Source organism: Microtetraspora sp. AC03309 (assembly GCF_020826795.1).
GTDB lineage: Bacteria > Actinomycetota > Actinomycetes > Streptosporangiales > Streptosporangiaceae > Microtetraspora > Microtetraspora glauca.
Window position 1 is genome coordinate 59,555 of the sequence record NZ_JADDIL010000037.1, and the last position, 26,203, is coordinate 85,757.

General features: G+C 71.9%; 23 protein-coding genes. 17 read left to right on the top strand and 6 right to left on the bottom strand.

Features of this window, described 5'->3' with window-relative positions; genetic code table 11:
• Window positions 1-30 precede the first annotated feature (30 nt).
• The 10 genes from IMZ11_RS22390 to IMZ11_RS22435 all read left to right on the top strand — a co-directional run bounded on the left by IMZ11_RS22390 (window position 31) and on the right by IMZ11_RS22435 (window position 12,086).
• On the top strand, window positions 31-1,395 hold the full coding sequence (locus tag IMZ11_RS22390; RefSeq protein WP_228644303.1) for an ABC transporter substrate-binding protein: 1,365 nt from the start codon (window positions 31-33) through the stop codon (window positions 1,393-1,395).
• A gap of 80 nt (window positions 1,396-1,475) precedes the next feature.
• Complete coding sequence (locus IMZ11_RS22395) at window positions 1,476-2,351, top strand: carbohydrate ABC transporter permease (protein ID WP_228644304.1); 876 nt, start codon at window positions 1,476-1,478, stop codon at window positions 2,349-2,351.
• Window positions 2,345-3,178, top strand: coding sequence for a carbohydrate ABC transporter permease (locus IMZ11_RS22400; RefSeq protein WP_228644305.1), 834 nt, complete (start codon window positions 2,345-2,347; stop codon window positions 3,176-3,178). Before IMZ11_RS22395 ends, IMZ11_RS22400 begins: the two co-directional genes overlap by 7 nt.
• Window positions 3,175-4,335 carry a mandelate racemase/muconate lactonizing enzyme family protein gene (locus tag IMZ11_RS22405; RefSeq protein ID WP_061261166.1) on the top strand — a complete coding sequence of 387 codons (1,161 nt, stop codon included), beginning with the start codon at window positions 3,175-3,177 and terminating at the stop codon, window positions 4,333-4,335. Before IMZ11_RS22400 ends, IMZ11_RS22405 begins: the two co-directional genes overlap by 4 nt.
• Before the next feature lie 15 nt (window positions 4,336-4,350).
• Window positions 4,351-5,025, top strand: coding sequence for a GntR family transcriptional regulator (locus IMZ11_RS22410; RefSeq protein WP_228644306.1), 675 nt, complete (start codon window positions 4,351-4,353; stop codon window positions 5,023-5,025).
• A complete protein-coding gene (locus tag IMZ11_RS22415) occupies window positions 5,022-6,494 on the top strand; it encodes an NAD-dependent succinate-semialdehyde dehydrogenase (protein ID WP_228644307.1) in 1,473 nt (490 codons plus the stop codon). The genes IMZ11_RS22410 and IMZ11_RS22415 overlap by 4 nt, the downstream gene beginning before the upstream one ends.
• Window positions 6,491-7,537: a DUF2804 domain-containing protein gene (locus IMZ11_RS22420; RefSeq protein WP_228644308.1), complete on the top strand. Its 1,047-nt coding sequence runs from the start codon at window positions 6,491-6,493 to the stop codon at window positions 7,535-7,537. Before IMZ11_RS22415 ends, IMZ11_RS22420 begins: the two co-directional genes overlap by 4 nt.
• 51 nt (window positions 7,538-7,588) lie before the next feature.
• Window positions 7,589-9,343 carry a glycerol-3-phosphate dehydrogenase/oxidase gene (locus IMZ11_RS22425; RefSeq protein WP_228644309.1) on the top strand — a complete coding sequence of 585 codons (1,755 nt, stop codon included), beginning with the start codon at window positions 7,589-7,591 and terminating at the stop codon, window positions 9,341-9,343.
• Window positions 9,340-10,821, top strand: a complete 1,482-nt coding sequence (gene glpK / locus IMZ11_RS22430) for a glycerol kinase GlpK (protein ID WP_228644310.1) — start codon at window positions 9,340-9,342, stop codon at window positions 10,819-10,821. The genes IMZ11_RS22425 and glpK overlap by 4 nt, the downstream gene beginning before the upstream one ends.
• Window positions 10,818-12,086 (top strand): CaiB/BaiF CoA-transferase family protein, encoded by a 1,269-nt coding sequence (locus IMZ11_RS22435; RefSeq protein WP_228644311.1) that lies wholly within the window; start codon window positions 10,818-10,820, stop codon window positions 12,084-12,086. The genes glpK and IMZ11_RS22435 overlap by 4 nt, the downstream gene beginning before the upstream one ends.
• Before the next feature lie 115 nt (window positions 12,087-12,201).
• Here the strand turns inward: IMZ11_RS22435 and fdhA are convergent, their stop codons facing one another.
• The 3 genes from fdhA to selA form a co-directional block, all read right to left on the bottom strand.
• Window positions 12,202-13,425 (bottom strand): formaldehyde dehydrogenase, glutathione-independent, encoded by a 1,224-nt coding sequence (fdhA, locus tag IMZ11_RS22440; RefSeq protein ID WP_228644312.1) that lies wholly within the window; start codon window positions 13,423-13,425, stop codon window positions 12,202-12,204.
• A gap of 160 nt (window positions 13,426-13,585) precedes the next feature.
• Window positions 13,586-15,463, bottom strand: coding sequence for a SelB C-terminal domain-containing protein (locus IMZ11_RS22445; protein ID WP_228644313.1), 1,878 nt, complete (start codon window positions 15,461-15,463; stop codon window positions 13,586-13,588).
• Window positions 15,463-16,752, bottom strand: coding sequence for an L-seryl-tRNA(Sec) selenium transferase (gene selA / locus IMZ11_RS22450; protein ID WP_228644314.1), 1,290 nt, complete (start codon window positions 16,750-16,752; stop codon window positions 15,463-15,465). The genes IMZ11_RS22445 and selA overlap by 1 nt, the downstream gene beginning before the upstream one ends.
• Before the next feature lie 367 nt (window positions 16,753-17,119).
• On the opposite strand from selA, the gene IMZ11_RS22455 reads away from it, so the two are divergent.
• Entirely contained in the window at window positions 17,120-17,575 is a 456-nt protein-coding gene (locus IMZ11_RS22455) for a DUF1232 domain-containing protein (RefSeq protein ID WP_228644315.1), read from the top strand.
• A 64-nt stretch (window positions 17,576-17,639) separates the two neighbouring features.
• Here the strand turns inward: IMZ11_RS22455 and IMZ11_RS22460 are convergent, their stop codons facing one another.
• A complete protein-coding gene (locus IMZ11_RS22460) occupies window positions 17,640-18,617 on the bottom strand; it encodes a YafY family protein (protein WP_228644316.1) in 978 nt (325 codons plus the stop codon).
• A gap of 72 nt (window positions 18,618-18,689) precedes the next feature.
• Between IMZ11_RS22460 and IMZ11_RS22465 the strand changes: the two genes are divergently transcribed.
• From IMZ11_RS22465 to IMZ11_RS22485, 5 genes are all read left to right on the top strand, one after another.
• Complete coding sequence (locus tag IMZ11_RS22465; RefSeq protein ID WP_228644317.1) at window positions 18,690-19,880, top strand: epoxide hydrolase family protein; 1,191 nt, start codon at window positions 18,690-18,692, stop codon at window positions 19,878-19,880.
• Between the two features lie 135 nt (window positions 19,881-20,015).
• Window positions 20,016-20,411, top strand: a complete 396-nt coding sequence (locus tag IMZ11_RS22470) for an STAS domain-containing protein (protein WP_228644318.1) — start codon at window positions 20,016-20,018, stop codon at window positions 20,409-20,411.
• 338 nt (window positions 20,412-20,749) lie between these two features.
• Window positions 20,750-21,376, top strand: a complete 627-nt coding sequence (locus tag IMZ11_RS22475) for a TetR family transcriptional regulator (protein ID WP_228644319.1) — start codon at window positions 20,750-20,752, stop codon at window positions 21,374-21,376.
• 525 nt (window positions 21,377-21,901) lie between these two features.
• Window positions 21,902-23,449: an FAD-dependent monooxygenase gene (locus IMZ11_RS22480; protein WP_228644320.1), complete on the top strand. Its 1,548-nt coding sequence runs from the start codon at window positions 21,902-21,904 to the stop codon at window positions 23,447-23,449.
• A 276-nt stretch (window positions 23,450-23,725) separates the two neighbouring features.
• Window positions 23,726-24,478 carry an AAA family ATPase gene (locus tag IMZ11_RS22485; protein ID WP_228644321.1) on the top strand — a complete coding sequence of 251 codons (753 nt, stop codon included), beginning with the start codon at window positions 23,726-23,728 and terminating at the stop codon, window positions 24,476-24,478.
• Between the two features lie 5 nt (window positions 24,479-24,483).
• On the opposite strand, the gene IMZ11_RS22490 is transcribed toward IMZ11_RS22485, so the two are convergent.
• Together IMZ11_RS22490 and IMZ11_RS22495 are read right to left on the bottom strand one after the other, a co-directional pair.
• Entirely contained in the window at window positions 24,484-24,780 is a 297-nt protein-coding gene (locus IMZ11_RS22490) for a DUF6204 family protein (protein WP_228644322.1), read from the bottom strand.
• A 2-nt stretch (window positions 24,781-24,782) separates the two neighbouring features.
• Window positions 24,783-25,421 carry a TetR/AcrR family transcriptional regulator gene (locus IMZ11_RS22495; RefSeq protein ID WP_228644323.1) on the bottom strand — a complete coding sequence of 213 codons (639 nt, stop codon included), beginning with the start codon at window positions 25,419-25,421 and terminating at the stop codon, window positions 24,783-24,785.
• Window positions 25,422-25,649: 228 nt separating this feature from the next.
• Here IMZ11_RS22495 and IMZ11_RS22500 point away from each other — a divergent pair.
• Window positions 25,650-26,203: hypothetical protein (locus IMZ11_RS22500; protein WP_228644324.1), on the top strand; the 554-nt coding region annotated here is incomplete at its 3' end.

Below are 26,203 nucleotides of genomic sequence, written 5' to 3' on the forward strand. Positions count from 1 at the left end.
CGTACAACCCCCTTGAGAGGAGAACCGGCCATGCGCCGTTATCTCCGGCTGGCGGCGGCCGCCGCCGTCTTCAGCCTCACCGTCACCGCCTGCGGCTCGTCCGGCGGCGACGAGGCCCCCGCCGCCGACGGCGGCGGGCTGGGCACCGCGCAGAACCCGGTCTCGATCCGGGTCCTCGCCAACGACGCCTTCGCCAAGCAGTGGCAGGACCAGCTCGTCCCCGAGTTCAACAAGAAGTACCCGAACATCAAGGTCACCGTGGACGGCGTGCCGTACAACGACCAGCTCGCCAAGTCGATGCTGGAGCTGACCAGCCCCACCGCCACGTACGACATCGTGCTCGGTGACGACCCCTGGATGCCGCAGCTCGCCAAGACCGGCGGCCTGGTCGACCTGAAGACCGACCTCACGAAGTTCGCCGACGCGAACTACGACTGGGACGACATCAACTCCGCGGCGCTGGCCGCCGGCGAATGGGACGGCCACCAGTACGGCGTGCCGGTCCGCTCGAACCTGCTGCTGATGTTCTACAACCGCTCGCTGTACAAGAAGGCCAAGGTCGACGAGCCGACGACGGCGACGACCTGGGACCAGTACTTCGAGGACGCGGCCAAGCTCGTCCAGGACACCGACGGCGACGGCAAGACCGACGCCTGGGCGGTGGGCACCTACTTCACCAAGGACCCGCTGACGCCCACGATCTGGCAGACCGCGCTGAACTCGAACGGCGGCAAGCTGCTGGACGAGAACCTGAAGGTCCAGTTCGACAACGAGACCGGCGTCAAGGCGCTGCAGACGCAGGTCGACATGCTGAAGTACGCCCCGCCCGGTGCGGCCACGTACCAGTTCAACGAGCCGCTGGAGGCGTTCCGCCAGGGCAAGGTCGCCACGATGTTCATGTGGGGCAGCGTCTACAAGGGCACGGCCGTCGACACCACGACCACCACCCTCAAGGAGGACGAGGTCGGGATCACCACGCTGCCGGCCGGCAGCACCGGCCCCGGTGCGCACCGCGGCATCTGGACGGCGGGCGTGGCGAAGAAGTCGACGCACCAGGCCGCCGCGTGGACGTTCCTGCAGTGGACGACCTCCAAGGAGGGCGAGCAGTGGATCGGCGCGAACCTGGGCACCTTCCCCGCGCGTAACTCCACCCTGAACGGCACGCCGCCGGCGCCGTGGCTGAAGCCGGTCTACACCGCGATCTCGGCGGGCTACGACGCGATCGCCAAGGGCGAGATGTGGCGCCCGCGGCTGCCCGAGTCCGACGCCGTGCAGCAGATCCTCGCCCTGCAGACCAGCCGGGCCATCTCCGGCCAGGCCACGGCCCAGGAGGCGGTCCACCAGGCGGCCACCGACATCTCCGCGCTGCTGAAGTCCAAGGGCTACCAGCAGTGAGTGCTGTCCGCACCTCGTCGTCCCGGGTGAGGGCCTCCGGCCCCACCCGGGGCTCCGGGGGTCCTCCACGGGCGCGGAAGGTGCGCCTCGGTGAGCCGGGCACGGCGTGGCTGTTCCTCACGCCCGCGATCGTCCTGCTCGCCGGCATGCTCCTCTACCCCGTCATCTACACGGTCTGGGTGAGCTTCTCCGACTTCGACCTCTCGACCTTCCAGCCGGGTGACTGGATCGGGTTGAAGAACTACGAGGCGGTGATCCACGACCCCGGATTCCTGCAGTCGCTCAAGGTCACCGGGATCTACCTGGTGATCGCCCTGCCGGTGCAGCTCATCCTCGGTTTCGCCATCGCGTTCCTCCTCAATGTGGAATGGCGCGGACGGGGCGTGCTGCGCGCGCTGTTCCTGATCCCGATGGTGGTCGCCCCCGTCGTCGCGGGCGGCGTCTGGCGGATGCTGCTCGACCCGCTGTGGGGCGTGGTCAACTACGCCCTCGGACTGGTGGGGATCGGGCCGATCGAGTGGATCAGCGATCCCACACTCGCCATGGTCAGCCTCATCCTGATCGACAGCTGGCGCTGGACGCCGTTCATCGTCCTGGTCGCGTCGGCGGGCATCATGGCCCTGCCGTCCGACGTGTACGAGGCGGCCAGGTCGGACGGCGCGTCGCGGTGGCAGACGCTGCGGCACGTCACGCTGCCGCTGCTGGTCCCCGTGATCGCGGCGGCCTTCGTCGTCCGCTGGCTGGGCGCGGTCAAGATGTTCGACATCGCGCTCGCGGCCACGAAGGGCGGTCCCGGACAGGCGACCGACGTGGTGAACCTCTACATCTATGAGAAGGGGTTCCGGGGGCTGGAGTTCGGGTCGGCGTCGTCCATGGCGACCATCGTGCTGATCATCACCATGATCATCACCTTCTTCCTGTTCCGCCTGAGCCGTTATCTGGAGAACCGATGGTGAGCAGCAGCCGCCTGGGACGGGCGGCGGCGATCGGCGGGGCGATCCTGGCCACGCTCGTCTTCCTCTTCCCCGTGATCTACATGGCCGGCATCTCGTTCAAACTGCCGCGCGACATCTTCACGGTGCCGCCGCGCTGGTTCAGCGAGCTGACCTTCGACAACTACACCAGCTACTTCCACCAGGCGCGGATCCTGCCGCGCATGGTGAACACCGTCATCGTGGCGGCCGGCTCCGCGATCATCTCGATGGTCGCCGGCGCGATGGCCGGGTACGCGCTGACCCGGCTGCGCATGCGGGGCGCCGGCGTCATGGCCGGGCTCATCCTCGCGTCCCGCGCGGTGCCGCCGATCGCGCTGGTCGTGCCGATGTTCCTGGTGGCGCGGCGGCTCGGCCTGACCGACCAGTACATCACCGTGATCCTCGCCTACGTGACGTTCCTGGTGCCGTACGTGGTCTGGCTGATGCGGGCGTTCTTCCGCGGCCTGCCGAAGGAGCTGGAGGAGGCCGCGATGCTGGACGGCTGCAGCCGGTTCGGCGCCTTCTTCCGCATCATCGTGCCGTGCAGCCTTCCCGGGCTCATCTCCACGATGATCTACTGCATCATCCTCGCCTGGGAGGAACTGCTCTTCGCGCTGATCCTCACCAACGACAGGGCGGTCACCATCCCCGTGGCCATCGCCGGCATCGCGGCCGACACCGAGAACGGCGGCCTGTGGGGCCCGCTGGCGGCCGTGGGCGTGCTCACCGTGCTCCCTGTGGTGATCTTCGCGCTGGCGGTGCAGAAGTACCTCGTCAAGGGTCTCGCGGACGGAGCGACGAAGGGATGAGAATCCGCGACGTTCGGGCACGGCTCATCGAGCTGCCCTATCCGCGTCCCTTCGTCCCCTCCTGGGCACCGGAAGGCGCGCACCGCAGCATGTCGGCGGTGATCGTCGAGGTCGAGACGGACGAGGGGGTCGTCGGCGTGTCCGGCGGCGACATGGGTCACTCGACCGGGCCGCTGCTCCTGGAGACGATCAGGGGCTGGATCCGGCCCCGGCTGGTCGGGATGGACCTGTTCGCCACCCAGCACATCGCCAACCATCTCCGCTACGTCGCGGAGTACGTCTTCCCCCGCCCGTGGGTGGTCGGCGTGGCCGTCTGGGACGCCGTGGGCAAGGCCTGCGGGCGTCCGCTCCACAAGCTGTGGGGCGGGCACACGGACCGGATCCGCGCCTACGCCAGCTTCGGCGAGGTACGCGGCCCGGAGCAGCGGGTCGAGGACGCGCTGCTCGTGGTGTCCGAGGGCTTCACCGGGCTCAAGCTGCGGGTCCACGCGGACACGGTGGCCGAGGACATCGCGCAGGTCGCGGCGGTCCGCGAGGCCGTCGGCCCCGACATCGCGATCATGGTGGACGCCAACCAGGCCGCCGCGCGCTGGCGCTACCGGCCGGACGGCAGCCGCCTGATGTGGGACTTCGACCGGGCGCTCACCACCGCCAGGGAACTGGCCGATCTCGGCGTCGCCTGGCTGGAGGAACCGCTGCCCCGGCACGACTACCGGGCGCTGCGCGAGCTGACGGCGCGGTCACCCCTCCCGATCGCGGGAGGCGAGCACAACAGGGGCATCGGCCAGCTGGTCCGCCTGCTGGAGGACGACTGCTTCACCATCTATCAGCCGGACGCCAACGAGAGCGAGGACATCGCCGCGCTGCGCGACTTCGGCGCGATGGCGGCGGCGCGGCAGCGCCGGGTCGTCCCGCACGCGTGGGCGACCGGGCTCGGCGTGGCGGGCAATCTGCACCTTTCCGCCTCACTGCCCACCTGCGACTGGCTGGAGTATCCGTACGATCCGCCGGTGATCGTGCCGGAAGTGTTCCACGTGATGCTCACCAAGCCGCTTCTGCCTGATTCCACGGGCTTCGTGACCGTTCCGGAGGGTCCGGGTCTGGGTGTAGAGCTGGACCACGCGGTGATCGAACCGCTGACCGTCCTACGGGTCTGAGGAGTGTCGCAAACGATGACGGAAACGTTCCTCGCGCCGGACCGGCCGTTCCGGACCAAGGCGGAGCTCGCCGCCGAGCACATCAAGCAGATGATCATGTCGGGCCAGACGCCTCCCGGGGCGAAGATCATCACGAGGGTGGTGGCCGAGGCCGTGGGGGTCAGCGACACCCCCGTACGCGAGGCCATCAAGCAGCTCGTCTCGGAAGAGTGGCTGGTGGAGCGCCCGCACATCGGCGCCGTTGTCGCCGAGTTCACGGTGGCCAACGTGCGGGAGCTGTACAGCATCCGCGCCGCGCTCACCTCGCTCGCACTGGAACTGCACGCGGCCCCCCTCAGCGGAGCGCGTCTGGTCGCGGTCGACGAGGTCCTCACCGCCTCGGCGCGCGCGATCGCGGACGGCGACGTCGCGGCGTTCGCCCGGCTGAACCGGCGCTACCACTCGCTCCTGTGCGACACGGAGGAGTCCCGGATCGTGCACCGCATGCTGCAGGGGCTGTGGGCGAAGACCGAGACGGCGCAGCGCGGCTTCCGCCTGGTCCCCTGGCGGCTGCCGCACTCCCACGCCGAGCACATGGCCATAAGGGACGCACTCGTCGCCGGGGACATCGCCCGCGCGAGCGAGCTGCAGCACGCCCACGAGATGGCCGCCATGGACGCCCTGATCCACGCTATGGACGGAAATCGATGAAGACAGGAACAACGACAGGAAAGGCCCTCGTCGGAGGGCGCTGGCACACGGCCGCGGAAACCTTCGCGGTCACCAACCCGGCCACCGGCGAGACGGTGGCCGAGGTGGCCGACTGCGGCCCGGACGTCACCGCCGAGGCGGTGGACGCGGCGGCCGCGGCGCTGCCGGGCTGGCGGGCGATGCCCGCCCACGAGCGCGCCGCGATCATGCGGCGGGCCGCCGCGCTGCTGGCCGAGCGCGCGCCGGAGATCGGCGCGACGCTGACGGCCGAGCAGGGCAAGCCGCTGGGCGAGGCCGTCGGAGAGGTGGTCGCGGGAGCCGACCACCTCCTGTGGTCCGCCGAGGAGACGCGCCGCGTGTACGGCGAGACGATCCCGTCCACCAGCGCGGACACCAGGATCATGGTGCTGCCGGAGCCGGTGGGCGTCGTCGCGGGCATCACCCCGTGGAACTTCCCCGTGTCGATGGTCACCCGCAAGCTCGGCCCGGCGCTGGCCGCGGGCTGCACGGTCGTGCTCAAGCCGTCCGAGCTGACGCCGATGTCGGCGATCGCGGTGGCCGCGTGCCTGGCGGACGCGGGGTTCCCGCCGGGCGTGTTCAACCTGGTCACCACGACCAGGCCGCAGGAGTTCTCCGAGGTCGTCATGGCCGACCCGCGAGTACGGAAGATCTCGTTCACCGGCTCGACCGCGGTCGGCAAGAACCTGATCCGGCAGAGCGCGGACGACGTGAAGCGGCTCAGCGTCGAGCTCGGCGGCCACGCCCCGGTGTTGGTCTTCCCGGACGCGGACGTGGCGGCGGCGGCCGCCGGGGTCGCCCGCGCCAAGTTCATGAACGCCGGCCAGGCCTGTACCTCGCCCAACCGGATCTACGTGCACGAGTCGGTCGCCGAGGAGTTCACCGCCGAGCTGGCCCGGCTGGCCGACGCGATCGTCGTGGGCGACGGAAGTGCCGCCGACGTCACGATGGGCCCGCTGATCAACGAGCGGGCGGTCGCGAAGGTGCGGCGGCACGTCGAGGACGCGCTGGCGCTCGGCGCCCGCCAGGTGACGGCACGCGAGCCGGGCGGGGAGGCGGGTGGCGGGCCCGGTGGACGGTTCCACCCGCCCACCGTCCTGGCCGGCGTCACCGACGACATGCTCGTCTGCCAGGAGGAGACGTTCGGTCCCCTGGCGCCGGTGCTCACCTTCGGCGGGGACACCAGGGACGCCGAGGACGACGTCGTGGCCAGGGCCAACACCACCCCGTACGGCCTGGCGGCCTACGTGTGGACGCGGGACCTGGCCCGGGTGGTGCGGGTCAGCGAGGCGCTGCGGTTCGGGATCCTCTCGATCAACGGGGCGCCGCTCGCGCCGCCGCAGGGGCCGTTCGGCGGGGTCAAGGGCAGCGGGTACGGCCGCGAGGGCGGCCATCACGGAGTGGAGGACTTTGTGGAGCACAAGTACGTCAGCGTGGGGCTGGGCCGATGACGGGGAACACGGCCAGCGCCAGGCCGGCGAACACCGGCTCCCCCCGCAGGGTGGCCGAGCGTGAGATCACCCGCCGGGTGGATCTCTGCCGCCCCGACGGGCGGCTCAACCCCGAGGCCGTCGGCTGGAGCCGTACCCCGCTGCACCGGGCCAACATCCGCGGCTGGGGCCGCACGATGCGCTGGGACTACTGGTGCGTCGCCACGCCCGAGCACATCTTCGCGTTCAGCGCCTCCAGCCTGGACTACCTGGCCGGCGAGTCCGCGTGGTACCTGGACCGGACCACCCAGCGGGACGTGGTCAGCCGCAGCCTGCTCGTACCGGGCCGCGGCGTCGCGTTCTCGCCGCGCGGCGGCGAGGGCAGCGTACGGATCGGCAGGGGCGACGTGCGGATCGCGGTGGACGAGACCGCCGAGGGCACCCGGCTGCGGGTGCGCTCCCCCGAGTTCGACGCCGACCTGCTGGTGCACCGGATCGAGGGCCGCGAGAGCCTGAGCGTGGTGGTGCCCTGGTCCTCGCGCAGGTTCCAGTACACCGTGAAGGACGTGGGCAGGCCCGCGGAGGGCACCGTCGTGGTCAACGGGCGGCGGATCCGGTTCTCGCCGGACGAGGCGCGCGCCACGCAGGACCTCGGGCGGGGCCGCTGGCCGGGCGACATCGTGTGGAACTGGGGGGCGGGTTACGGCCGCGCGGGCGACCACGAGATCGCCGTCCAGATCGGCGGCAAGTGGACCGACGGCACCGGCAGCGTCGAGAACGGCCTGATCATCGACGGCCGGTTGCACAAGATCAGCGAGGAGCTGGTCTGGCACTACGACACCTCGGACTGGATGGCCCCCTGGCGGATCACCGGCGAGCGGGTGGACCTGGTCTTCACCCCGGAGTACGTCCGCTCGTCCGACGTGCGGCGGCTCTGTCTGATGCGCAGCCGGGAGGACCAGGCGTTCGGGCACTACAGCGGTGCCGTCGTCGCCGACGACGGCACGGTGATCGAGGTCAGCGACCTGTTCGGGTGGGCCGAAGAAGTCCAGCGACGCTGGTAGGGGGACGGGCAGATGACGGGACAGACGACGGGACTGACGACGGGACAGCCGATGGACACAGACAACGGAGCGGGGCCGGAACCGTTCGCACCGGGCCTGCCGTTCGGCGCGGGCGCCGCGCTCGACCCGCTGCGCAGGGACGCCGACCTGGCCGAGCTGGGCCGGGACCTGCTCGACGTCCTGGTCGTCGGCGGCGGCGCGACCGGCACGGGGGCCGCGCTCGACGCGGCCTCGCGCGGCCTGACGACGGCGCTCGTCGAGGGGGGCGACCTCGCCTCCGGCACGTCGAGCAACTCCAGCCGGCTGCTGCACGGCGGAGTGCGCTATCTGGAGCAGATGGAGTTCGGCCTGGTGCGCGAGGCGCTGCACGAGCGCGGGCTGCTCCAGGAACTGGCGCCGCACCTCGTGCGCCGGATGTCCTTCCTCCTTCCGCTCACCCACCGGGTGTGGGAGCGCGGATACATCGGGGCCGGGCTCACGCTGTACGACGCGCTGGCGGGCATGGGCGACCGGCACGGCTTCCGCAGGCACCGGCACCTGAGCCGCCGCGGCCTGCTCCGGCAGGCGCCCGTGCTCCGGCCGGACGCCGCGGTCGGCGCGCTCCGCTACGAGGACGGGCACGTGGACGACGCCCGCCTCGTCCTGACCCTGGCCCGTACGGCGGCGCGCGAGGGCGCCACCGTGCTCAGCCGGGTGAAGGTCACCGGCCTGTCCAGCCGCTCCGACCACACCGTGGCGACCTGCGTGGACGTGCTGAGCGGTGAGGAGTTCACGATCCGGGCCCGGCGCGTGGTCCTCGCGACCGGTCCCTGGTCGGGGCTCACCCAGAAGATGCTCGGCGCCGGAGACGTCCGGGTGCGCGCGTCCAAGGGCGTGCACCTGGTGTTCTCCCGTGAGCGGCTGAAGTTGGACAGCGCCCTCATCGTGCGCACGCCCACGTCGGTGCTGTTCGTCATCCCGACGGGCGACGTCGTGCTGCTCGGCACCACCGACACGCCGTGGGAGATCGGCCCCGGGCCGGTGCTGCCGACCGGCGCGGACGTCCGCTACCTGCTCGACCAGGCCAACCAGTGGCTGCGCGAGCCGCTGCGGCAGTCGGACGTGCTCGGCGTGTACGCCGGCCTGCGGCCCCTCGTGGACCAGCCCGACCGGCAGAAGACCCAGGCGATCAGCCGTGAGCACGTCGTACGCGAGGTCGCGCCCGGCTGCGTGGTCGTGGCGGGCGGGAAGCTCACCACGTACCGCGTGATGGCGCGTGACGCGGTCGACGCCGTCGCGGGCGGGCTGCGCGCCGTGCGTCCCTCGGCCACCGAGCATCTCGGCCTGGTCGGGTCGAGCGGTTTCGTCCAGTCCTGGACCCGACGCGACGCGGCGGCGGCCGCCGCCGGGCTGCCGGTGTCGGCCGTGGAGCGGCTGGCCCGGCGGTACGGCTCCGACTACCCGGCGCTTCTCACCATGGGGCGGCGGGATCCCGAGCTGCTCAAGCCGGTGCCGGGGGCGCCCTCGTTGCTGGCCGCCGAGGTCCTCTACGCCGCGCGGCACGAGGCCGCCATGACCGTGGACGACGTGCTGCTGCGCCGCAGCAGGGCCGGACTGGAGACCGCCGACGGCGGAACCGCCGCGGCGCCCCACGTGGCCGCGCTGCTGGCCGGGGCGCTGGGCCGTACCGACGCGTGGGCGCGGGAGCAGACGGCGGGCTACCTGCACGCGGCCGAGGTGCGCCGGTCGGCGCTGGCCGCCACGGAGGACGCCGAGCTGGTCCCGCTGCTCGACGACCTGGCCGGCCGCAGGAGTGGTGCGGCATGACCGTCCTCTCCATCGACGCGGGGACGACCGGCGTCACCTGCCTGCTGGTCTCGGAGGACGGGCGGGTGCTCGCGCGCGGCCAGCGCGAGTTCCCGCAGCACTTCCCCGCGCCGGGGCTGGTCGAGCACGACCCGGACGAGATCTGGGCCGCCGTGCTCGCCGCGTCTTCGGACGCGATCGACGCGGCCTCCTCGCGGGGGGAGCGGGTCACCGTCTCCTGCGTGGGGCTGACCAACCAGCGCGAGACCGTCGTCCTGTGGGACCGCGAGACGCTGCGGCCCGCCACCCGGGCGATCGTGTGGCAGGACCGCCGTTCGGCCGGGGAGTGCGACCGGCTGCGGGAGCACGAGCCGCGCGTTCGCGAGCTCACCGGGCTGCGCCTCGACCCGTACTTCTCCGCCACGAAGCTGGCCTGGCTGAGCGCGAACCTCCCCGAGGTGTGGGCCGGGGTGCGCGCGGGCCGGGTCGCGGTCGGGACGGTCGACTCCTACCTGCTGGCCCGGCTGACCGGCGGGCGGCTGCACGCGACCGACCCGTCCAACGCCTCGCGCACCCTGCTGCTCGACCTCGCCTCGGCGCGCTGGTCGGGTGAGCTGGCCGACCTGTTCGGGGTGCCCGTGGAGGCGCTGCCGGAGATCGTCCCGTCCAGCGGGAGCATCGGCCGTACCGACCCCGAGCACTTCCTCGGCCTGGACGTGCCGGTCTCCGGTGTGGCCGGAGACCAGCAGGCGGCGCTGTTCGGGCAGGCCGGGTTCGCACCCGGCGCGATGAAGTGCACCTACGGCACCGGCAGCTTCCTGCTGGTCAACACCGGCGACCGGATCGCTCCGGCCGGCGCCGGGCTGCTGTCCACCGTCGCGTGGCAGCTTGAGGGGCAGCCCGTCCAGTACGCCCTGGAAGGGTCGGTGTTCGTCACCGGAGCCGCGGTGCAGTGGCTGCGCGACGGCCTGAAGCTGATCGAACGGTCCTCCGACAGCGAGCGACTGGCGGCGTCGGTGCCGGGCAGCGACGGCCTGATCTTCGTTCCGGCGCTGACCGGCATCGGCACGCCGCACTGGGACCCCCATGCCAGGGGCGCGATCCTCGGCATCACCCGGGGCACGACCGACGCCCACCTCGCCCGTGCGGTCCTGGACGGCATCGCGTACCAGATCCGCGACGTCGTGGAGGCGGTGACCGGGACGGCGGACATCCCGATCGCCCGGCTCGCGGTCGACGGCGGGGCGGCGGCCAACGACCTGCTCTGCCAGATCCAGGCCGACCTCCTCGGCAGGCCGGTCGTCCGGCCGGAGACGACCGAGACCACCGCGATGGGCGCGGCCTTCCTGGCCGGGCTCGGAGCCGGGGTCTGGAAGGACCTCCACGAGGTGGCCGAGACGGGTGACGGCCGCCGGGTCTTCTCCCCCCGGCCGCTGCCGGACGACGGGTACCGGCGCTGGCTCGACGCGGTGGACGCGGTGCGGAGGTTCGGCTCATGACGGCACCGACGGCCGGGACGCCGCCGACCGGGACGCCGCCGACCGGGGCATCGCAGAGCGGGACCACGACGAGCGGGACCACGACGGGGCCGCTGGCGGGCGTCCGGGTCGCGGACTTCTCCCGGGTGCTCGCCGGGCCGTACGCCACGATGCTGCTGGCCGAGCTCGGCGCGGAAGTGATCAAGGTGGAGCATCCGGTGCACGGCGACGACAGCCGCGCCTGGGGCCCGCCGCACGCGGGCGGCGAGGCCGCCTACTACCTGTCGGCGAACCGGGGCAAGCGCGGCCTCGCCCTCGACGTGAAGCATCCGGAGGGCCGCGAGGTCGCCCGGCGGCTGTGCGCGGGCGCGGACGTGGTGATCGAGAACTTCCGCCCCGGCGTCGCCGCGCGGCTCGGCCTCGACGAGGAGACCGTACGGCGGGCCAACCCCTCGGTGGTGTACTGCTCGATCAGGGGCTACACCGGCGACGACCGGCCGGGTTTCGACGCCACGATCCAGGCCGAGAGCGGCCTCATGCACATCACCGGCGAGGACAAGCCGATCAAGCCCGGCGTCGCGATCACCGACGTGCTGTCCGGGCTGAACGCGGCCGTCGCGATCCTCGGCGCGCTCTACCGGCGGGCGACCGCCGGAAAGGGCGAGCGCGTCGAGGTGTCGTTGATGAACTCGGCCCTGTCCGGGCTGGTCAACGTGGCCCAGAGCGCGCTCGTCTCCGGCACCGAGGCCGAGAGGTACGGCAACGCCCACCCGACGGTGGTGCCGTACCAGACGTTCGCGGCGTCGGACGGGTGGTTCGTGATCGCCGCGGGCAACGACCGGCTGTTCCGTACGTTGTGCGAGGCGATCGGGCGGGCGGACCTGGGAACCGACGCCAGGTTCGCCACCAACGGCGACCGGGTGCGTAACCGCGACGTGCTGATCCCCGAGCTCAGCGCGCTGTTCGCCACCCGTACGGCGGCCGAGTGGACGTCCCTGCTCGACGGGGCGGGTGTCCCGGTGGGCCGGATCCGCGGCGTGCTCGAAGCGCTCCGGGCGACCGAGGGGGCGACCTTCCAGGTCGAGCACCCCACGGCCGGGACCCTCGACCTGGTCCGCACCGGCTTCACCCTGGACAGCGTTCCCGCCGACAGGGAGATCGCGGCGCCGCCGCTGCTGGGGCAGCACACGCGGGAGGTCCTGACGGAGCTGGGCTTCGCCCCGTCCGACATCTCCCGCATGGAGGAGGCGGGCGTCGTCCGCCAGGCGGTGGACCCATCCACCTGACCGGCGTGCCAGGGGCCTCGTCGGAGCGTCGGGTCGTCCGGCGCCCCGACGAGGGCTTCTCGCCGGCCTTGTCCGGCGTCTTGTCCGTCAGCCGGCCCTGCCCGGGTCTTGTCCGTCAGCCGGCCTTGCTCAACATTCCGTGCGGGTCGAGCACGAACTTGCGCGCCGCGCCCTTGTCGAAGTCCTGGTACCCCCTGGGCGCCTGGTCGAGGGGGATCGGCGTGGCGTTCACCGCCTTGGCGATCTGCACCCTGTCGTGCAGGATCGCCATCATGAGCTGCCGGTTGTAGCGCATGACCGGACACTGGCCGGTGGCGAAGGACAGCGACTTGGCCCAGCCAAGGCCGATCCTGATCGACAGCGAGCCCTGCCTGGCCGCCTCCTCCTTGGCTCCGGGGTCGCCCGTCACATAGAGCCCGGGGATGCCGAGGGCGCCGCCGGCCCGGGTGACCTCCATGAGCGCGTTGAGCACGGTGGCGGGGTGCTCCGTGTCCGCCTCGCGCCCGTGTCCGCGCGCCTCGAAACCCACGGCGTCCACGGCGCAGTCCACCTCGGGCACGCCGAGTATCCGCTCGATGTGCTCCCCCGGCTCCCCCTCGGCCACGTCGGCGGTCTCGCAGCCGAAGCTGTGGGCCTGCGCCAGTCGTTCCTTGTTGAGGTCGCCGACGATGACGACCGCGGCTCCGAGCAGGAACGCGGAGGCCGCGGCGGCCAGCCCGACCGGGCCCGCGCCCGCGATGTAGACGGTCGAGCCCGGCCCCACCCCGGCGGTGACGCATCCGTGGAAGCCGGTCGGGAAGATGTCGGCGAGCATGGCCAAGTCGAGGATCTTCTCCATCGCCCGGTCCTTGTCGGGGAACGTGAGCAGGTTCCAGTCCGCGTACGGCACCAGCACGTATTCCGCCTGTCCGCCGACCCAGCCACCCATGTCGACGTACCCGTACGCCGATCCGGGCCGGTCCGGGTTGACGTTCTCGCAGATGCCGGTCTTGCCCTCCTTGCAGTTGCGGCAGCGGCCGCAGGAGATGTTGAAGGGGACCGACACCAGGTCGCCCACCTTGGTGAACTCGACGTCCGGCCCCACCTCGGCGACCTCGCCGGTGATCTCGTGACCGAGTACCAGGCCCTGCGGGGCGGTCGTGCGGCCGCGGACCATGTGCTGGTCGCTGCCGCAGATGTTGGTGGCGACGGTCTTGATGATCGCGCCGTGCCGGACCTTGCGGCCGACGTTGGCGGGGTTCACGCCGGGACCGTCCTTGAGCTCGAACTCCGGGTAGTCGGTGTCGTGCACCTCGACCTTGCCCGGACCTTCGTAAACGACGCCCTTGTTCCCAGGCATGGCGTGTCCCTCCTTGTGCCCGCGTCAACGACCGCCGCGGGCGGCGGAGAGACGGCGCGGGACGGCTGGGCCTTTCCCCGTGTGAACCGCGGAGCCCCGGGCTGGGCCGGAGATCACGGCCTTCTCCTCATTGTAAAACGCCCATTAATGATGAAATCGGTCACTCGATCCGGGATTGGGAAGGCGTACGGCAGCGCCGACGCAGCTCGTCCACGCGTTCGGTGAGCCCGCTCCGGTCGAGGTGCTCCAGCAGCGGCACCATGACCCGGCGGCTGCTGTCCAGCGCCCGCCGCGCCTCACTGACGGTGAACGGCTGCGGCAGCCGGGCGAGCAGCTCCGCCGCGTGGACGTCCGCCCCGGCCGGGAGCACGACACCGTCGGCCACCCGCAACAGCATTCCGGTCCGCACGGCCGCCGCCACCTCTCTGGGGCCGAGGCCCAGCTCGGCCAGCCGTCCCGCCTCCGGCGCGAGAAAGGGCCGGGCGGCCAGTTCGGCGCGCAGCCGCTCCACCGCCGCCGCGACGGGCGCGGGCAGGCCGGCGGGTCCGCTCACGATCCGCCCGTCGGCGACGGTGAGCGGCGGCTCGACGAGGGCGGCGACGAGCCGCCGGTCGGGCAGAGCGAGCTCGTGCCGTGCGGCCTCGACCGGCATCCCCGGCTCCAGCGGGTGGTCCGCCGCGTACCGCCGCGCCGCGCGGGGCAGCAGCTCCCGCAGCCGGGACCAGTACGCGGGATCGGCGTGCCAGTCCCCGGACACCGGGCTCCCGTCGGGCGCGCACCCCATGGCCCGCAGATCACCCTCCCGCAGCAGCCGGTGCGTGCGCAGGAGCGATCCGGCGTCGGTCCCGGCGGCGGCGAGCGCGGCGGCGCGCTCCCCGGCCGCGCCCCGGCGGCGCAACGCGGGAGGCCGGGCGTCGAGCACGGTCGCGCCGGCCAGCACCCGCACCCCGCCGTTCCCCGCACCGATCCGCACACTGTGGCCGGGATCGCGCAGGAGCAGCACGTCACCCACGTGCAGCGGCAACGGCCGGGCCAGGCGGAGCCGGACGATCCACCCGCCGAGCGGCCGTACGTCGCAGACCACGGCGGCGGACCCGATGTGCGCGGTCAGCCGCGACGGCAGACCGCGTCCGCCAGGCATGACGTCAGGCACGGCATCAGGCATGGTGTCAGGCACGGTGTCAGGCATGGTGTCAGGCACGGTGTCAGGCACGGTGGCCGCGGCCCCGACCGGGGTGATCCGTACGTCGGCGGCGTCGGTCCAGACCCACGCGCCCGGCGTGACGAGGGCCTGGCCGCGTTCCGGCGGCACGGCGGCGCGCAGGTTGAGCGCCACCCGGGCGACGCCGGACACCGAGCGCACGGTCTCCTTCAGGCTCTCGACCGCGCGGATCCGCGCCGTGCCCACGGGAAGCGCCAGCTCGTCGCCGGTCGTGACCGTGCCGGCGGGCAGCGTTCCCGTCACGACGGTGCCGCTCCCCCGCACCGTGAACACGCGGTCGATCCACATCCGAACCGGCGCGCGGGGATCCGGCGTCGGCAGCCTGGCCACCAGCCGGTCCAGCGCCGCCCGCAACTCGGCCAGGCCCTGGCCGGTGCGCCCGCTCACCGCCACCCGCTCCACGGAGTCGAGGCCGCTCTCGGCCAGCCGGGCCGCCGCCCGCTCCGTCGCCGACGCGGGGTCCGCCAGGTCGGCGCGCGTGACGGCGAGCAGGCCGTGCCGTACGCCGAGGGCTTCGAGGGCCACCAGGTGCTCCTCCGACTGGGGCATCCAGCCCTCGTCCGCGGCCACCACGAACATCACGGCGGGCGCGGGCCCCACCCCGGCCAGCATCGTGGCGAGGAACCGTTCGTGCCCGGGGACGTCCACGAAGGCCAGCCGCTCCCCCGAAGGCAGCGACGTCCAGGCGTAGCCGAGCTCGATCGTCAACCCGCGCCGCCGCTCCTCCTCCAGCCGATCCGGCTCCATCCCGGTGAGCGCGCGCACCAGCGTGGACTTGCCGTGATCGACGTGACCCGCCGTGGCGACGACGTGCATCAGTCCCGCACCGCCAGGACCGCCCTGGCCACGTCGCCGTCCCGCGCCCCCGGGACGGCGCGCAGGTCGATGAGGAGCCGCCCGCCCTCGATCCGGCCGACGACGGGCGGCTCGCCCGTACGCAGCGGGGCCGCGAACCGCTCGGGCAGGCTCACCGCGGCGCTCGCCAGCGTGACGCCGGGCGCTCCCCCGCCGCCCACGGTCGCCTCGCTGGACACGGCGCGCGCGTCCAGCCCGGCTCCCGCGAGCGCGCCCGCGAGGGCGCGGGCACGGGCCGCCAGCGCCTCCGGATCGGCATGCAACGCCTCGGCGAGCGGCGTCGCCGGACCCCGCAGGGTGGCCTCCAGTGCGGCCAGGGTCAACTTGTCCACGCGCAGGGCGCGGGCGAGCGGGTGCCGCCTGCACCGCTCGACCAGGTCGCGGCGGCCGAGCAGCAACCCGGCCTGCGGGCCGCCGAGCAGCTTGTCCCCGCTGGCCGTGACGAGATCGGCTCCGGCCCGCAGCACGCCCGCGGCGTCGGGCTCGTCCGGCAGCAGCGGCTCGCGGCCGAGGAGGCCGGAGCCGATGTCGGCCACGACGGGCACGCCGAGCCCGGCAAGCTCGGCGACGGAAGCGGAGCCGGTGAAGCCCTCGACGCGGAAGTTCGACGGATGCACCTTGAGCACGAACCCGGTCTCCGGGCCCACCGCCGCGAGGTAGTCGGCGCGTGAGGTCCGGTTGGTGGTGCCCACCTCGCGCAGCCGCGCCCCGGTGGAGACCAGCAGTTCGGGGATCCGGAATCCGTCCCCGATCTCGACCAGCTCGCCGCGGCTGATCACGATCTCGCGGCCCGCGGCCAGCACGGTGGCCACCAGAACGAGCGCGGCGGCGTTGTTGTTGACGACGTGCGCGTCCTCGGCGTCGGGCACGGCCCGCGCCAGCGCGTCCATGGCGCCGCGCCCGCGTCTGGCCCGCGTTCCCCTGTTCAGGTCGAACTCCACGTCGGCCGTGCCCGCCGCGGCCGTCACCGCGTCGATCGCGGCGGCGGACAGGGGCGCACGGCCGAGATTGGTGTGCAGCAACACCCCGGTCGCGTTGATCACCGGGCGGAGGCTGGTGGCACGCGGGGGCAGCGCGGCCACCGCCGCGCCGACGACGTCGTCCGGTCCCAGCTCGCCCTGCCGTACCCGCCGCTGGGCGGAGGCGACGGCTTCCCTGACGGCCGCCCGCCCGAGCCTTCCCTCCGCCGCGATCAGCTCCGGGGCGGCGAGGACGGTGTCGGTGCGGGGCACCCGTCTACGTTGATCCACTCTCCGAACATAGAACGGCACCGGGCGGCAGCCGAACCCGCCGGGCCGATGCCGTTCGACATCACCGCACGTCAGAGGTTCCGTTGCCGCCACCCTCGAAGCTTCCGGTTTCAAGAAGGGCGTCATCTACTGGTACGCGAAGGTCTGCGACGCATGCGGGTCGCCCGGCCCGGCGTGCCGTGGAGTCCGGTCGTGGCGGGGTCGGCGACGAGAACGGCGGCCATGTTCACGCCTCGGAGACGACGACCTCCGAGCCTCCCGGAGCCGGGCCTTGTGTCGCGCTCCGGTACCGTCACCAGGGGCTGACCCGCCCCGGAGGCGAACTCCTTCCGCGGGGAGCGGCGAGCCCGAGTGGAGGCGTGGAGGCGTGACCGGGTCGTGGTGGTGGGACCTGCTGATCGGCGTCACCGTCGCGTTGTCCGTCACCTGGTCGGCGCTGATCGTGACGCTGGCGATCGTCCGGCCGCGCGGCGGTCTGCTGCGTGAGGCGCTGCGGCTGCTGCCCGACGTGCTGCGCCTGGTGCGTCGCCTGGCCGCCGATCCCGCCCTGCCCCGCGGCGTACGCGTCCGGCTCGTGCTCCTGCTGGCCTACCTCGCCGTCCCGATCGACCTGGTGCCGGACTTCATCCCGGTTCTGGGCTACGCCGACGACGTCATCGTCGTCATCGCGGTCCTGCGCTCGGTGGTGCGCCGGGCCGGTCTGGACGCCGTGCACCGCCACTGGACGGGAACCGATGACGGCTTCGCCGCCCTGTCCCGCCTGACCGGGCTCTCCAAGGTCGACGCCGAGATCGACGACGGAGGCAGCTCAGACAGCTGCTGACAGCACGGACAACACGGACAGCGGAGCACCCGTACCGCGCCTCGTCGTCCTCCGCCGTTGCCGTTCAGCCGTGGTCCCCGGCCTCGGCGGCGGCGCGGAGCCGGTCGGACAGGGTTCGCAGCACCGGCACGAGTTCGGGCGGGTCGAGGACCTGGAAGTCGAAGCCCTTGACGGCGACGTGGAGGGCGAGGTCGTCGAGGGAGTCGGAGCCGGTGTGCAGCACGCAGGTGTCCGCGTCCACGGCCTCCAGCCGTCCCGCCGCGGGTGAGGAGCGCCGGGCCACGGCTTCGATGGGCGCGTGGAAGAGGATGCGGGCCCGGTAGCGGTACGGCGCCGACGAGATGGCCTGTGAGACGTACCCGGCCACGTCCTCGTGCGGAGGGGTGCGCGGCGTGAACCGGGGCCCCGGCGGGCCGGGCGGCCCCTCGATCCGGTCGAGGCGGAAGGTCCGCCAGTCGGCGCGGTCCACATCCCAGGCGAGCAGGTACCAGCGGCGGGGCGTGTGGACCAGGCGATGCGGCTCGACGTTCCTGACGGTGACGCCGTCACGTCCGGGGTACCGCAGGCGGAGCCGACGCCGGTCCCGGCAGGCCGCCGCGACGGCGGTCAGCAGGTCGGGATCCACCGCCTCGGCCGCCGGTCCCGGCCCGACCAGCGGCACGGTCGTCGCCCGGAAGGCGGTCACCCGGTGCCGGAGACGCGACGGCAGCAGGTGTTCCAGCTTGGCCAGGGCGCGAACCGAGCTCTCCTCCAGCCCGGCCACGCCGCCGGTCGCGGCCGTGCGCAGTCCGATCGCCACCGCCACCGCCTCCTCGTCGTCGAGCAGCAGCGGCGGCAGGGACGCGCCCACGGCGAGCCGGTACCCGCCCGCGACTCCCGGCGTGGCGTCCACCGGATAGCCCAGGTCGCGTAGCCGGTCGATGTCCCGCCGTACGGTCCGCAGGCCGATCCCGAGCCGCTCGGCGAGTTCGGCGCCGGTCCAGTCGCCGCGCGACTGCAGGAGGGAGAGCAGGCGAAGCAGTCGAGCCGATGTCTCCAGCATGTGCTCATCGTGCCGCACCAGGGGACCAATTGGTGCCTGAACCTGACACCAATGGCTCGTACGGTCGGAGACATGACGAACAACGACAACACCTCCCCCCGGCGGGTCGCCGCCGGCACCGAGATCCGGCCCTATCGCATCGACATCCCGCAGAGCGACCTCGACGATCTGCGCGAACGGCTGGCCCGCACCCGGTGGACCTCCGACCTGCCGGGGACCGGCTGGGAGCGGGGCGTTCCGACCGCATATCTCCGCGGCCTCGCCGACTACTGGGCCGACGAATACGACTGGCGGGCCCATGAGAAGGCGCTCAACACTTATCCGCAGTTCACCACCACGATCGACGGGGTGGACGTGCACTTCCTGCACGTGCGTTCCGCCGAGCCCGACGCCACCCCGCTGATGCTGGTTCACGGCTGGCCCGGTTCCGTCGTGGAGTTCCTCGATGCCATCGGGCCGCTCACCGACCCCGTGGCGCACGGCGGTGACCGCGCCGACGCCTTCCATCTGGTGATCCCGTCCCTGCCGGGCTACGGGTTCTCCGGGCCGCTGCCGGGCACGGGCTGGACCGACGGGCGCACCGCCGAAGCGCTCGTCGAGCTGATGGCCCGGCTCGGATACGACCGGTACGGCGTGCAAGGAGGCGATGTGGGGGCCTTCATCGCCCCGCGGATGGGCACCGTGGCACCCGATCGGGTCATCGGGGTCCACGTCAACGCTCTGGTGACCTTCCCGACCGGCGACCCCGCCGACATGGCCGCACTGACCGAGGCGGAGCGCGCGCGGCTGGCGGCGATGAAGGAGTGGCAGGAGCGGTCGGGCGCGTACATGCAGCTCCAGGGAACCCGGCCGCAGACGATCGCGCACTCCCTCGTCGACTCGCCGGCCGGGCAGCTCGCCTGGATCGTGGAGAAGTTCCGGGAATGGACAGATCCGGCGGCCGAGCTGCCCGAGGACGCCGTGGACCGCGACCGGATCCTGACGGACGTGAGCGTCTACTGGTTCACCTGTACGGCGGGCTCGGCGGCGCACACCTACTACGAGCGGTTCACCGATCCGGGCATGTGGGCGCCGAGGGAGCGCTCGACCACGCCGACCGCCGTCGCGGTGTTCACCACCGACTTCTCCATCCGCCGGTTCGCCGACAAGGTGCACAACGTGGTGCGCTGGTCGGAGTTCGGGCGCGGGGGTCACTTCGCGGCTCTGGAGGCCCCCGACCTGCTCGTCGGCGACGTACGGGAGTTCTTCCGAACGCTCGCCTGAGGGGTCGCGGCGGCGCGGACGACCGACAGAGCCTTTACCAGCTCGGGAGAATGACGAGGAGGCGGCGCGCCGACTTCCCTGCTACGAAGGAGACATACCCCCGCAAACATCCAAAGCCGACCCAGGGAGGTCGTGATGGTGTGGCTGGACGTTGCGGTGGAAGCCGAAGGCCCCCACGCAGTCATCCATCCGTACGGGGAGATCGACCTGACGACCACGGGCATCCTGTGGGACACGCTCGACCGCGTCATCCAGCAGGCGTCGGTCCCGAAGATCGAGGTGGACATGAGCGACGTGTCGTTCATGGACTGCGCGGGCATACGCGCTCTGATCCCGATCAAGCAGCACGTGAGGGAGCAGGGCGGCACGTTCGTGCTGACGCATGTCCCGCACGTCGTCGAGCGGCTCCTCTCCGCGGTGGGTCTCGATCACGAGCTCGAACCATGCGAGAAGCCCGGCTGGGAGCCGATCCGTTCCATGCCCTTCCGGGGGGACGGTCTCGGGTGGCCCTGGACACCGTCCCGCCCCTGACCGACCCCGTTGACCCCGAAATATCCGTACCAGCCGCCACCGCCCCGGCGGCCGATGTCAGCGATGTCACCGGCCGTCCGGGGCGGACGCATGCGGCAACCATGACGCGCGACTCCATGCCCCGCGACACCTCACAAGAGCCTCCGCATCCTCTCCGCGCTCCTCCAACCCGGCGTCTCCGCAGTTTCCGGTCGGCCGCTCCAGGAATCGCATCGCCCATGAACGCGCCATGGGCCCGCAGACGCCACAAAACCGGCACATTCCGTAAGATGCGTGATCTGTAAAATTTCCGATCCCGTAGATTTGCGGAGAACGCAAGAAGTGCTAGGGTCGACATCATGGGCACCGAAGGTGAGCGCATGGGGTTGCGCGAGCGCAAGAAGCAGGAGACCCGCATCGCGTTGAGCTGGGCCGCCATCCGCCTCGCCGTGGAGCGCGGGCTGGACAACGTTCGAGTGGAGGACATCGCCGCCGAGGTCGGCGTATCCCCCCGCACCTTCAACAACTACTTCTCCAGCAAGGGCGAGGCCATCGCCGCCCGGCACCTCGACCGTGCGCGGCTGATCGCGGTGGAGCTCCGCGCCCGACCGGCGTCGGAACCGCTGTGGGAGGCCATCACCAACGCGGCCCTGACACAGTTCGCGCTCGGACAGGAAGGCGGTGGCGAGGGAGTCCCCGACCGGCAATGGATCGACGGGGTCCGTCTGATGATCACGGAGCCGTCACTGATGGGTGCGTTCTCCAAGACCGCCGCGGCCGCCGAAGCCGAACTCACGGCGGCGATCGCCGAGCGCACGGGCACCGACGCCGCCCTCGACCTGTACCCGCAGTTGGTGGCCGGTGTGGTCGGGGCCGCCGTCCGGGTGGCCATGGAGCAGTGGCTGCAGGCCGACCCGCCTGTTCCGATCGCCGGGATCCTCCGCGACGCGCTCCACCGACTCTTCCAAGGACTGCCGGTTCCCTGACCCCGACCAGCGAGCCATCCGGACCGCGAGTCACCCAGACCGCGAGCCACCCCGCCGGGCAGGCCATGATCACCCCAACGGATGCCGGGTGAACGTCCTCCGACATTCCCCGACCCCGAGCTACCAGGGACTGTCGGACCGAACGCCTGACGAAACATCAGGTGTGACCTCGTTCGCCGAGCCCATAGCCCGTCCCCGTAGCCCGTCCCCGTAGCCCGTCCCATGTCCTGCGTCCGCGTGGCGGGGTCCGATTCCCGCGCTTTCCTCCGCATTTGCCCTGCGGCTCCGGTTCCCCGACTTGCCCGCGCTCTGTTCCCGCGCGTGACCGCACCTGACCCGAGGGCTGTTCCCGCGCGTGCCCGCACCTGACCCGAGGGCTGTTCCCGCGCGTGCCCGCACCTGCCCTCGCGTGCCCGCTCCGTGCCTGTCCGTGCCCTCCGTTACCGCGCCTGACCGCACTGTCTGTGCCCTGATCTCCCGTCTGTCGCCTGCTGTCCTGTTCCCGTCGTCCGAGGAGGACCTCCGATGTATTCCGACGTCATCATCGCCGGAGCCGGCCCCAACGGGCTGATGCTGGCCTGCGAGCTGAGCCTGGCCGGAGTACGCCCGCTTGTGCTGGAGCAGTTGCCCGAACGCACCGAGGAGAACCGGGCCAACGGCCTGGTCGGCCAGGTGGTGCGGATGCTCGACCGCCGCGGCCTGTACCGGCGCCTCACCGGCAGCACCGAACCTCCGCGCCCGGGGCCGAGCTTCGTGTTCGGCGCGCTGCCACTGGACCTGAGCACTCTTGAGGACAATCCGCTCTACGGGTTGCCCGTACCGCAGCGACGCATCGAGCAGGCCCTCGAGGAGCGGGCCATCGAGTTGGGCGTCGAGATCCGCCGCGGGCACGGGCTCACCGGGCTGGATCAGAACGCCGACGCGGTCACCCTCGACGTCGCGGGGCCTGACGGCCCCTACCGGCTGCGCGCACGCTTCCTGGTCGGCGCGGACGGTGGACGCAGCCTCACCCGCAAGCTGTCCGGCATCGACTTCCCCGGAGTGACCACGGACGACACGGTGTCCCGCACCGCGCACATCTCCGTGCCGGCCTCGCTGATCGACCCGGCCACCGGCGGGCTCGACGTTCCCGGATACGGACCCGTCCCGCCGTTCATGCACCACCGCACGGAACGCGGACTGTTCGTGTACGCGCCGTTCCCGTCAGGATCGCTGGCGTCCACGACGGAGTGGGACCCGGCCGCGGCCGACGACGGTCCGCTGACCCTCGACGAGCTGCGGAAGAGCGTACGCCGGGTACTCGGGACGGACCTGCCCCTCGGCCCGCCCGAGGGGCAGGGACCACACATGCTGCGCCGGCTGACCGGCGGCAATACCCGGATCGCCGACCGGTTCCGGGACGGTCGGGTGCTGCTGGTCGGTGACGCCGCCCACGTGCATTCCGCGATCGGCGGCCCCGGGCTGAACCTGGGCCTGCAGGACACGGTCAATCTGGGCTGGAAGCTCGCCGCCGAGGTCCACGGCTGGGCCCCGCCCGGCCTGCTGGACACCTACGAGACCGAACGGCGACCGGCCGCCGATCGGGTGGTCATGCACACCCAGGCCCAGTCCGCCCTCATCGCCCCGGGCAGCCAGGTCACCGCGCTACGCGTGCTGTTCGCGGAGTTGCTCGGCGATCGGCGGAACATCCAGCGCATCGCCGACCTGATGTCGGGCGCGGACATCCGCTACGACATGGGACCCGGTGCCGGGCACCCCCTGGCCGGCCGATGGGCGCCCGACCTGCCGCTGGACACCGGGAACGGCCCGGTACGGCTCGCCGACCTGACGACGAACGCCCGTCCGCTGCTGCTCGACCTGACCGAGGGCGCGTCGTTCACCCCGGAGCTGTCCGGATGGCACGACCGGGTGGACGCTGTCGCCGCAGGCTGTGACGACCCCACCGCCCCGGCCGCCCTGCTGCTGCGGCCGGACTGCTATGTCGCCTGGGCCTCCACCTCGCCCCATCCCGGTCCGGAGGAGCGAGCGGCCCTCCGCGCGGCACTGGAGCGGTGGTTCGGCAGCGCCCGCTGAACCGGTCGGGAGGGCGGCTCCCCGTCACTCGTTTCGCGTACGGGATGCTTGTGGTGGCCTGTCGGCGACGGATCACACCGTCTCCCACCTGGGCGTCTACACTCCGGTCCACGGCACCGAACGGCACGGCACCGCACGGCACGGTCGGCCGGCTCGACGCCCGCGGCGACCGCCGTCGCGGGCCGGGGTGCCGGTCCTTGGCCGTGCCGGCGGCGTCGGGGAGGAGTCGGGGAGGAGTCGTCGACGTCACACGGCTCATGGGTGAGGAGGTAACGCATGCTGCTCAGCCGTCTGCGCGTCCCCGGCCGCGTACCGGACGAATGGCCGTTCACCCTCCCGGCCGTAAGGCATCTGACCCGCGGGGTGCGGTTGACGGCGCCGGTGGTGTTCCTCGTCGGCGAGAACGGCTCCGGCAAGTCCACGATCGTCGAAGCGATCGCCGACGTGTGCGGCATCAGCTCAGGAGGCGGCAAGGCGGGAACCCGGTACTCCAGCACCGGCCCGGCGACTCCGCTCGGTGAGGTGCTCGACGCCGAGCTGACCACCACGGGAAGGCGGCTCGTCCATGGGCCGCGGCTCAAGCGGCGGGCATTCTTCTTCCGCGCCGAGACGCTGTTCAACCTCGGGCAGAACGTGTCCGGCCGGTACGGCTTCTGGGAGGAGGACCTCACCGAGCAGTCCCACGGCGAGGGTTTCTTCACCGTGCTGGACCGCATGGTCGCCGGGCCGGGGCTTTATCTCATGGACGAGCCGGAGGCGGCGTTGTCGTTCGGCTCGTGCCTGCGGCTGGTCGGGCTCATGGACCGCGTGGCCGCGGAGGGCGGGCAGATCGTGTGCGCCACCCACTCACCGATCCTGGCGAGTCTTCCCGGCGCGCAGATCCTGGAGCTCGACGACAACGGGATCCACACCATCCAATGGGAGAAGTTGCAGGTGGTGGACCATTGGCGGCGCTACCTGGCCAAGCCGGACTTCTACCTGCGGCACCTCCTCAGTCACGACGGCGACGGCGATGCCGACGGCGGCTGACCGGCTCAGTCCCGCCGGTGTTTCCGGCGGATCTTGATGTCCCGCATGTCCGTCACGGCGACGCGGAGGACCTTGTACGGGTGGCCGTGCGCGCCCAGCGCCGCGAGCGCCCCCTGGGCGGCCTCGTTCTCGTCGTCGTTCGGGCCCGGAGCCACCTGGCAGCGGAAGGTGAACGCCGAAACGCTCTGGTCGTGGGTGAAGGTCCCCGTCTCGGTGAAGGCGGCGCCTCCCGTCGCCAGGACAGCGGCCCGGCCCTCTTCGCTCAACCCGTCGAACTTGCCCGAGATCGTCACTCTGAACACAGTCAGTCCTTTCGTACGGCATAGGTGAGGACGCGTTCGCCGAGCAGGCTCTCGACGACCTCCAGGAGATCCAGCACGGCCTCGGCGATCGTGTCGGGCTTCTCCCCCGCCGCGGTGCGCCTGCCGATCTCGGCGAAGACCAGCGAGTGGAAGCAGCCGAGCTCCCAGGCCACCACGCGGGGCAACTGGTCGTCCGGCGCGGCTCCGGTCTCCTCGGCGAGGACGACGGCGAGTGCGTCGGTCATCTGCCGGCCAAGGTCCTCCAGCCTGGCCGTGAGCGTCGGGGCGGCCCGCATCATCTCGAAGACGCGGCCGAAGTTCTCGGTCAGCCCCAACTTGCGGTCGCGGTGACGCACCTCGTCGCGAAGATGGGCCAGCATCGCCCGCGCGGCGGACTCTCCGGGACGGCGGTGCCGCACGATGTCGGCGAGCCGGTCCGGGGACGCCTGATCCGGCGGCAGGACCAGGTCCTCCTTGCTCTGGAAGTAGTTGTAGACGGTGTTCACCGACACCTCCGCCGCCGCCGCGACCTCGGCGATGGTGACCTGGTCGAAGCCCCTTCGCACGAACAGGCCGATGGCCACGCCGGCGATGCGCTGACGCGTCTGCCGCTTCTTCCGCTCCCGAAGCCCTTCGGTCATGAGCAGAAATCTAAGCAGACTCCAAATATGAAGTCGACTGTATTTTTGCAGCACGCTACTTCTCCGACAGTCCCAGTCGGCACTTGGGCGAACACGGCCACCGCCGTCACGACGACGCGACCCGCCTGTTGATCCAGAAAGCATGAACACGATGAGTGTTTGTATTTACACTCTCCGTGACCAGCCTAGGTGGATGCGGAACCCACCTGATCTGACGCGGAGGCACTCATGACCACTGATTCAGCGACCCGCCGCAGGCGGGCTCCCCACCGGGCGGCGCTCGCCTGCACGACGGGTCTGCTGCTGGCCGCGCTGGGCACGGCGACGTCCGTACAGGCGCAGGCATCGGCGGCGGCCGCGGTCGCCCCGCCCCGGATCGGCGTGGTCAAGGGCGACGGCACCGCCCTCGTCAAAGAAGGCGGCCTCTCCACGACCTGGGTCATCGAAAACGCCGACATCACCCAGATCGCCCTCGCGGGCAACCGCATCGGCGTCCTCAAAGCCGACGGCACCGCCCTCGTCAAAGAAGGCGGCCTCTCCACGACCTGGGTCACCGAGAACACCAACGTCAAGCAGATCGCCCTCTCCGGCAACCGCATCGGCGTCCTCACCGCCGACGGCAAGGCATGGGTCAAGGAGGGCGGCCTGTCGGCCACCTGGGTGCTCGAGAACACCGACATCACCCAGATCGCCCTCGCGGGCAACCGCATCGGCGTCCTCAAAGCCGACGGCACCGCCCTCGTCAAAGAAGGCGGCCTCTCCACGACCTGGGTCACCGAGAA

Excerpts from the sequence above, each read along its gene's own strand:
- IMZ11_RS22390 (WP_228644303.1), top strand. The coding sequence starts at position 31 with ATGCGCCGTTATCTCCGGCTGGCGGCGGCCGCCGCCGTCTTCAGCCTC.
- IMZ11_RS22400 (WP_228644305.1), top strand. The coding sequence starts at position 2,345 with ATGGTGAGCAGCAGCCGCCTGGGACGGGCGGCGGCGATCGGCGGGGCG.
- IMZ11_RS22405 (WP_061261166.1), top strand. The coding sequence starts at position 3,175 with ATGAGAATCCGCGACGTTCGGGCACGGCTCATCGAGCTGCCCTATCCG.
- IMZ11_RS22410 (WP_228644306.1), top strand. The coding sequence starts at position 4,351 with ATGACGGAAACGTTCCTCGCGCCGGACCGGCCGTTCCGGACCAAGGCG.
- IMZ11_RS22415 (WP_228644307.1), top strand. The coding sequence starts at position 5,022 with ATGAAGACAGGAACAACGACAGGAAAGGCCCTCGTCGGAGGGCGCTGG.
- IMZ11_RS22420 (WP_228644308.1), top strand. The coding sequence starts at position 6,491 with ATGACGGGGAACACGGCCAGCGCCAGGCCGGCGAACACCGGCTCCCCC.
- IMZ11_RS22425 (WP_228644309.1), top strand. The coding sequence starts at position 7,589 with ATGGACACAGACAACGGAGCGGGGCCGGAACCGTTCGCACCGGGCCTG.
- glpK (WP_228644310.1), top strand. The coding sequence starts at position 9,340 with ATGACCGTCCTCTCCATCGACGCGGGGACGACCGGCGTCACCTGCCTG.
- IMZ11_RS22435 (WP_228644311.1), top strand. The coding sequence starts at position 10,818 with ATGACGGCACCGACGGCCGGGACGCCGCCGACCGGGACGCCGCCGACC.
- fdhA (WP_228644312.1), bottom strand. The coding sequence starts at position 13,425 with ATGCCTGGGAACAAGGGCGTCGTTTACGAAGGTCCGGGCAAGGTCGAG.
- IMZ11_RS22445 (WP_228644313.1), bottom strand. The coding sequence starts at position 15,463 with ATGCACGTCGTCGCCACGGCGGGTCACGTCGATCACGGCAAGTCCACG.
- IMZ11_RS22460 (WP_228644316.1), bottom strand. The coding sequence starts at position 18,617 with ATGCTGGAGACATCGGCTCGACTGCTTCGCCTGCTCTCCCTCCTGCAG.
- IMZ11_RS22465 (WP_228644317.1), top strand. The coding sequence starts at position 18,690 with ATGACGAACAACGACAACACCTCCCCCCGGCGGGTCGCCGCCGGCACC.
- IMZ11_RS22470 (WP_228644318.1), top strand. The coding sequence starts at position 20,016 with ATGGTGTGGCTGGACGTTGCGGTGGAAGCCGAAGGCCCCCACGCAGTC.
- IMZ11_RS22475 (WP_228644319.1), top strand. The coding sequence starts at position 20,750 with ATGGGCACCGAAGGTGAGCGCATGGGGTTGCGCGAGCGCAAGAAGCAG.
- IMZ11_RS22480 (WP_228644320.1), top strand. The coding sequence starts at position 21,902 with ATGTATTCCGACGTCATCATCGCCGGAGCCGGCCCCAACGGGCTGATG.
- IMZ11_RS22485 (WP_228644321.1), top strand. The coding sequence starts at position 23,726 with ATGCTGCTCAGCCGTCTGCGCGTCCCCGGCCGCGTACCGGACGAATGG.
- IMZ11_RS22495 (WP_228644323.1), bottom strand. The coding sequence starts at position 25,421 with ATGACCGAAGGGCTTCGGGAGCGGAAGAAGCGGCAGACGCGTCAGCGC.